Source organism: Streptomyces sp. OfavH-34-F, from assembly GCF_022347745.1.
Classification (GTDB): Bacteria; Actinomycetota; Actinomycetes; order Streptomycetales; family Streptomycetaceae; genus Streptomyces.
The window spans coordinates 1-5,932 of the sequence record NZ_JAKRGC010000363.1; the positions used below are offsets into that span (position 1 = coordinate 1).

Genomic DNA, 5,932 nt, shown 5'->3' on the forward strand with positions numbered 1-5,932 from the left:
GCCGGGGCGCGGGGCGGAGCGGGCGCGGGTGCCGGGTCCGGTGACGGGGGCGGAGCCGGGGCCGGGGGGCGGGGTGGTGCGGTTCGCCCGTTCGGAGCTGCGTGTCCGGGTCACGGTGGGCGGTGCGGTGTTCTGGGGGTGGGACGGGGCGGAGCCGCTGCCGTCGTACGCGTTGCCGGGCGGGGCGCCCGACGCCGATCCGCGGGCGGTCCTGGAGCCGGGGACGGACGGGGGCTGGCAGGTGGTGTCGGAGCGGGTGACGGTGGCGGTGTCGCGGCACGGGGCGGTGGAGCTGCGGACGCCGGGCGGGGTGGTGCTGCGCCGGGAGCTGCCGCCTCGCTGGTGGGAGCCTGTGGGGGGTGGGCCGGCGCGGTGGGTGCAGCGTGCGGAGGTGCCGGCGGACGCGCGGTTCTTCGGTCTGGGCGGCCGGGCGGCGGGGCCGCGGCTGCGGGACGGGTCGTACGCGCTGTGGAACACCGATCCGGGCGGGCGGTTCGGGCCGGGGGACGATCCGCTGTATCTGACGATGCCGGTGCAGGTGGTGGTGGCGGACGCGGGGACGCTGCTGGTCTTCCACGACAACACGTGGGCGGGCCGGGTTTCGCTGCGGGAGGGGTCGGAGGGCGCGGGTTCGGGGCATGACCGGCGGGGTGTGTCGGAGGTGCGGATGGAGGGCGGTCCGCTGCGCTGCTGGGCGGTGGCGGGGACGCCGGCGCGGGTGCTGGCGGGGTGGTCGGCGCTGACGGGGGCGGCCGCGGTGCCGCCGTCCTGGGCGCTGGGGCCGCAGCACGCGCGCTGGGGGTTCGGGTCGGCCGAGGCGGTGCGCGGCGTGGTGGCGGGGTACCGGGAACGGGGTCTTCCGCTGTCGGTGCTGCATCTGGACATCGACCACTACGACGGGCACCGGGTGTTCACGGTGGACCGGGAGCGGTTCCCGGACCTGCCCGGGCTCGCCCGGGAGCTGCGCGGGTACGGGGTGCGGCTGGTGTCGATCGTGGACCCGGCGGTCGCGGCCGCCGGGGACGACCCGGTCCACGCGTCGGGCCTGGCGGTGGGCGACTCGGGGGCGTTCGTCCGGGACGCGCGGGGGCGGGTGGTGCGCGGGGAGGTGTGGCCGGGGACGTGCGTGTATCCGGACTTCACCGATCCGGATGTGCGGGTGTGGTGGGGAGAGCTGTACGCGGAGCGGCTGGCGCAGGGGTTCTCGGGGGTGTGGCACGACATGAACGAGCCGGTGTCGTTCGCGGCGTTCGGTGATCCGTCGCTGCCCCGTTCGGCGCGGCACTGCCTGGAGGGGCGGGGCGGGGACCACCGGGAGGCGCACAACGTGTACGGGCTGGCGATGGCGCGGGCGGGCTACGAGGGGCTGGCCCGGCTTCGTCCGCAGGAGCGGCCGTTCCTGTTCTCGCGGTCGGGGTGGGCGGGGATGCAGCGGTACGGGGGTACCTGGTCGGGCGATGTGGCGACGGGCTGGCCGGGGCTGCGGGCGTCGCTGGCGCTGGTGCTGGGGCTCGGGTTGTGCGGGGTGCCGTACTCGGGGCCGGATGTGGGCGGGTTCGACGGGTCGCCCTCGCCCGAGCTGTATCTGCGCTGGTTCCAGCTGGGCGCGTATCTGCCGCTGTTCCGGACGCATGCGGCGATCGACGCGGGGCGCCGCGAGCCGTGGGAGTTCGGGGCCGGGGTGCTGGCGGCCGCGCGGGAGGTGCTGGTGGAGCGGGAGCGGCTGCGGCCGTACTGGGTGACGCTGGCGCGGCTGGCCGCGTCGACGGGTGCGCCGTACGCGCGTCCGGTGTGGTGGTCGGACCCGGGTGACCGGGCGCTGCGGGACTGCGAGGACGCGTTCCTGCTGGGTGAGGCGCTGCTGGTGGCTCCGGTGCTGGAGCCGGGGGTGGTGCGGCGGCCGGTGCGGCTGCCGCCCGGGCACTGGTACGACACGGTGAGCGGGGCGGTGTACGAAGGGCCGGGGCAGGTGGTGGTGGAGGCGCCGCTGTCGCGGGTGCCGGTGCTGGCGCGGGCGGGGTCGGTGATTCCGGTGCGGGGCGCGGACGGCGGGGTGGAGCTGGAGGTGTGGGCTCCGGTGGAGGGGCGCGGCGGGGGCGGCACGGTGGTCGTGGACGCGGGAGACGGCTGGGAGCCGGTGGTGGTCGAGCGGTACGTGACGCGGCTGGAGGGCGGCCGGGTCGTGGTGGAGCGGGACGGCGGGGGTGCGGTGGAGCGCCCGGTGCGGGTGCGGGGCGGGGTGGCTCAGCGGTAGCGGCCGGCGAACCAGCGGCGTACGGCCTCGGTGTGGAGGGGGAAGGCGAGGGTGGCGGGGGCGGTGAGCAGGGTGTGGCCGGAGGTTTCGTCGGTGGGGGTGGAGGGCGGCAGGGTGCCGGCGGGGCGTTCGGGGAGCAGGCCGAACAGCAGGAGGTGTCCGTCGGGCGAGCTGAGGGCGTCGGCGAGGCGGACGTCCTCGGAGCGGGCCTCGATGCCGGTCTCCTCGCGCAGTTCGCGGACGACGGCGTGCTGCCAGTCCTCGGCGTGGTCGATGAAGCCGCCGGGGAGGGCGAGGCCGCCGCGCGCGGGTTCGATGGTGCGGGTGATGACGACGAGGCCGGTGGTGTCGCCGTCGGTGACGGGGAGCAGGGCGACGGCGACCGGGAGCGGGTTGCGGTAGGCGGTCCGGCCGCAGGCGGCGCAGGTGCGGGGCCAGGTGTCGGGGGTGGGGAGCCGGGTGTACGGGGCTCCGCAGCCGGGGCAGTGGGAGTGGGTCACGGGCTGCTCCGTTTCCTCGGTGGCGCCGGGCGGCCGGGCGCGGACACGCGCGGACTGTACCGGATCGCCCACCGGAGCCCTCCGCACCTTGGAGGATGTGCGCATGACAGGAATTGCGACCGCTCTCCGTACCCTGGCGGCCGGTGCCGCCGCCGCCCTGCTCGCCCTGACCGCCACCGCCCCCGCGGCGCAGGCGCGGCCCGAACCCAAGGCGCCCGGCGCCTTCGTGTCGCTGCGTTCGGTGGACCCCACGATCATCCAGGAGATGCGCTACCCCACCGCTCACACCTTCATGGGCGAGCCCGTGGACGGCTACCGCCAGTCCCTCTGCATCCTGACCCGGCCGGCCGCCGAGGCCCTGCACCGCGCCCAGCAGGAGCTGCTCCGGCAGGGCTACTCGCTGAAGGTGTACGACTGCTACCGCCCGCAGCGGGCCGTGGACCACTTCGTGCGGTGGGCGAAGGACCTCGGGGACGAGAGGATGAAGGCCGAGTTCTATCCGCGCGTGGACAAGTCCCGGCTGTTCGCGGACGGGTACATCGCGGAGCGGTCCGGGCACAGCCGGGGCAGCACGGTGGACCTGACGCTGGTGCGGCTGCCGGCCGCGCCGACCCGGCCGTACCGTCCCGGCGAGCCGCTGGTGCCGTGCTACGCGCCGCAGGCGGAGCGCTTCCCGGACAACTCGGTGGACATGGGCACCGGCTACGACTGCTTCGACACGCTCTCGCACACGGACGACCCGCGGGTGCGGGGGGTCCAGCGCGCCCACCGCCAGTTCCTCAAGCGGACGCTCACCGAGGCCGGTTTCGTGAACCTGGCCGAGGAGTGGTGGCACTACACGTTCCGGCCCGAGACCTTCCCCGACACCTACTTCGACTTCCCGGTGGCCCGCAGGTCCGTCGCCGGGCACTGAGCCGGCCGCCGCGCGGGCGAACGGGCGGCCGGGACCACCCCCGTGGATTCCGGCCGCCCGTTCTCCCTCTCGGACGCCGCAGAGCCGTTTCCGGTTGCGGGGTGAGCGATTACGGTGCCGGTATGGCACAGCAGACGTTCGAGTCGTACGAAGAGTTCTGGCCCTACTACGTCGCGATGCACTCGCGGGCCGCGACCCGCTGGGTGCACCTCACCGGCACGCTGACGGGGCTCGCCATATCCGCGTACGGGCTGGCGCGCGGCCGCACGCGCTATCTGGCCGCGCTGCCGCTCATCGGCTACGGCACGGCCTGGCCCGCGCACTTCCTGATCGAGAAGAACAACCCGGCCACCTTCGGCCACCCCGCCTGGTCGCTGCGCGGCGACGCGCAGATGATCAGGATGATGCTGGCCGGACGGGACCACGAGCTGGCCCGCACCGCCGAGAAGTGGCTCGCGGAGAACGGCCGGGAGCTCTAGCGCCTCAGGTGGTCACCGGCTCGCGGGTGCGGTCGGCGCGGGCCAGGGCGTGCTCGACGACGGACACCAGCACGTCCCGCGCCGAGGACCGGTCCCGCGCGTCGCACATCAGGACCGGCACCTCCGGGTCCAGGTCGAGCGCGGCCCGTACCGTCGCCTCCGGGAACCGTTCGGCGCCCTCGAAGCAGTTGACGGCGACCGCGAACGGGATCTCGCGGCGTTCGAAGTAGTCGACGGCGGCGAAGCAGTCCCGCAGCCGCCGGGTGTCCGCGAGCACGACCGCCCCCAGCGCGCCCTGGGCCAGCTCGTCCCAGAGGAACCAGAAGCGGTCCTGGCCCGGTGTGCCGAAGAGGTACAGCACGAGGTCCTCGCGGAGCGTGATCCGGCCGAAGTCCATGGCGACGGTCGTCGTGGTCTTCGCCTCGACGCCGTCCAGGTCGTCCACCGGCCGCCCCGCCTCGGTCAGCCGCTCCTCCGTGCGCAGCGGCCTGATCTCGCTGACCGCGCCCACCAGCGTCGTCTTGCCCACGCCGAAGCCGCCCGCCACCAGGATCTTGAGGGTGACGGGCTCCACGGGCCGCTTGCCGCGGCTAGAGCGCCCGAAGGCCATTGATCACCTCACGGAGAATGTTCACGTCCGGCAGTTCGGCCGGCGGAACGGGACGGGTCACGTGCACCAGCTCGTCCTCGACGAGATCGCCGACCAGGACCCGGACCACCCCGACGGGGAGGTCCAGGGACGAGGCGAGTTCGGCGATCGACTGCGGCAGGGCGCCGCAGAGTTCGAGGATCTCGACGTGTTCCGGGGAGAGCAGCTGGTCGCGGTCCGGGTCGCCGGCCGCGGGTTCCGGCACCACGATCGCGATCAGGTCGAGGCGGTGGCGCGTCCCGCTGCTGGTGCGCCCGCGGGTCATCGCGTAGGGGCGGACGACGGGCCCCGCGTCGTCGTCGTACCAACGGGGGTTCCGCGGGCCTTGCGGGGTCTTCGGTGCTCCGGGCGACGCGGCGCTCATGGCCTCCGCTCACCCCCCGGAGGGCTGACCGGTCGTCCGGGGCGCGTTGGCCAGGTGGGCTCCCACCCGTTTGACCATGAGCGTCATCTCGTACGCCACCTGCCCGACGTCCGACTCGGACTCGGCCAGGACCGCGAGACAGCTGCCGTCACCGGCCGCGGTGACGAACAGGAACGCCTCGTCCAGTTCCACGACGGTCTGGCGGACCCGGCCCACCTCGAAGTGGCGGCCGACGCCCTTGGCCAGGCTGTGGAAGCCGGAGGCGACGGCGGCCAGGTGCTCGCCGTCCTCGCGCGTCAGGTCCTTCGAGGCGCCCGTGGGCAGGCCGTCGCTGGAGAGCACCAGCGCCTTGCGGATGCTGGCGACGCGTTCGACGAGTTCGTCGAGGAGCCAGTTGAGTTCGCCGGACCCCTGGCGTACGGAGCCGGATGCGGTGGCGTTCGGTGCGGTCATGGACCGTCCCCTCCCGGAGTGGTTCCTGGTGCTGTGTCGCCGGGGCCGGTCAGATCCTCGGCGTTCTGCAGGCGGCCGCGCTGCCAGCCGCGCTGGAGCGAAGCCATACGGCTGCGTACCTCGTCCGCGTCCCGTTCGATGTCGTCGGCGCTCTGCGCGGGGGCGGGTTTCGCCGGGCGGGCGTCCGGCGCGTCGCGCAGTTGCGGGACGAGGCTGGCCTGCCGGACGCGGCGGGGCAGGCCGCCCACGGTGTCCGGGGCGGGTTCGGGCCTGCGGGGCGCTTCCGGTTCCCCGGAGCCGGGGTGGGCGCGGCCCGCCCG

Annotated in this window: 7 protein-coding genes and 1 pseudogene; 3 read left to right on the plus strand and 5 right to left on the minus strand. The window is 74.8% G+C overall.

Going from position 1 to position 5,932, the window contains the following annotated elements; translation table 11 throughout:
• Positions 1-2,254, plus strand: a 2,254-nt coding sequence (locus MHW47_RS30915) for a glycoside hydrolase family 31 protein (protein WP_239227182.1), incomplete at its 5' end; no start/stop codon positions are given.
• Here the strand turns inward: MHW47_RS30915 and MHW47_RS30920 are convergent.
• Positions 2,245-2,754, minus strand: coding sequence for an NUDIX domain-containing protein (locus MHW47_RS30920; RefSeq protein ID WP_239227183.1), 510 nt, complete (start codon positions 2,752-2,754; stop codon positions 2,245-2,247). The two genes, MHW47_RS30915 and MHW47_RS30920, sit on opposite strands and share 10 nt — an antisense overlap.
• A 103-nt stretch (positions 2,755-2,857) precedes the next feature.
• On the opposite strand from MHW47_RS30920, the gene MHW47_RS30925 reads away from it, so the two are divergent.
• Together MHW47_RS30925 and MHW47_RS30930 are read left to right on the plus strand one after the other, a co-directional pair.
• The gene (locus MHW47_RS30925; RefSeq protein WP_239227184.1) at positions 2,858-3,667 is read left to right on the plus strand and encodes a M15 family metallopeptidase; all 810 of its coding nucleotides are present in this window, start codon (positions 2,858-2,860) and stop codon (positions 3,665-3,667) included.
• A gap of 122 nt (positions 3,668-3,789) precedes the next feature.
• Positions 3,790-4,146, plus strand: coding sequence for a DUF962 domain-containing protein (locus MHW47_RS30930; RefSeq protein ID WP_239227185.1), 357 nt, complete (start codon positions 3,790-3,792; stop codon positions 4,144-4,146).
• Between the two features lie 4 nt (positions 4,147-4,150).
• Here MHW47_RS30930 and MHW47_RS30935 read toward each other — a convergent pair whose 3' ends face one another.
• The 4 genes and pseudogenes from MHW47_RS30935 to MHW47_RS30950 form a co-directional block, all read right to left on the minus strand.
• Complete coding sequence (locus tag MHW47_RS30935) at positions 4,151-4,756, minus strand: ATP/GTP-binding protein (RefSeq protein WP_239227186.1); 606 nt, start codon at positions 4,754-4,756, stop codon at positions 4,151-4,153.
• Positions 4,737-5,159 (minus strand): DUF742 domain-containing protein, encoded by a 423-nt coding sequence (locus tag MHW47_RS30940; protein WP_239227187.1) that lies wholly within the window; start codon positions 5,157-5,159, stop codon positions 4,737-4,739. The genes MHW47_RS30935 and MHW47_RS30940 overlap by 20 nt, the downstream gene beginning before the upstream one ends.
• A 9-nt stretch (positions 5,160-5,168) precedes the next feature.
• Positions 5,169-5,612 (minus strand): roadblock/LC7 domain-containing protein, encoded by a 444-nt coding sequence (locus MHW47_RS30945; RefSeq protein WP_239227188.1) that lies wholly within the window; start codon positions 5,610-5,612, stop codon positions 5,169-5,171.
• A pseudogene (locus MHW47_RS30950) lies at positions 5,609-5,932 on the minus strand (histidine kinase); the annotation flags it as partial. The gene MHW47_RS30945 and the pseudogene MHW47_RS30950, both read right to left, overlap by 4 nt.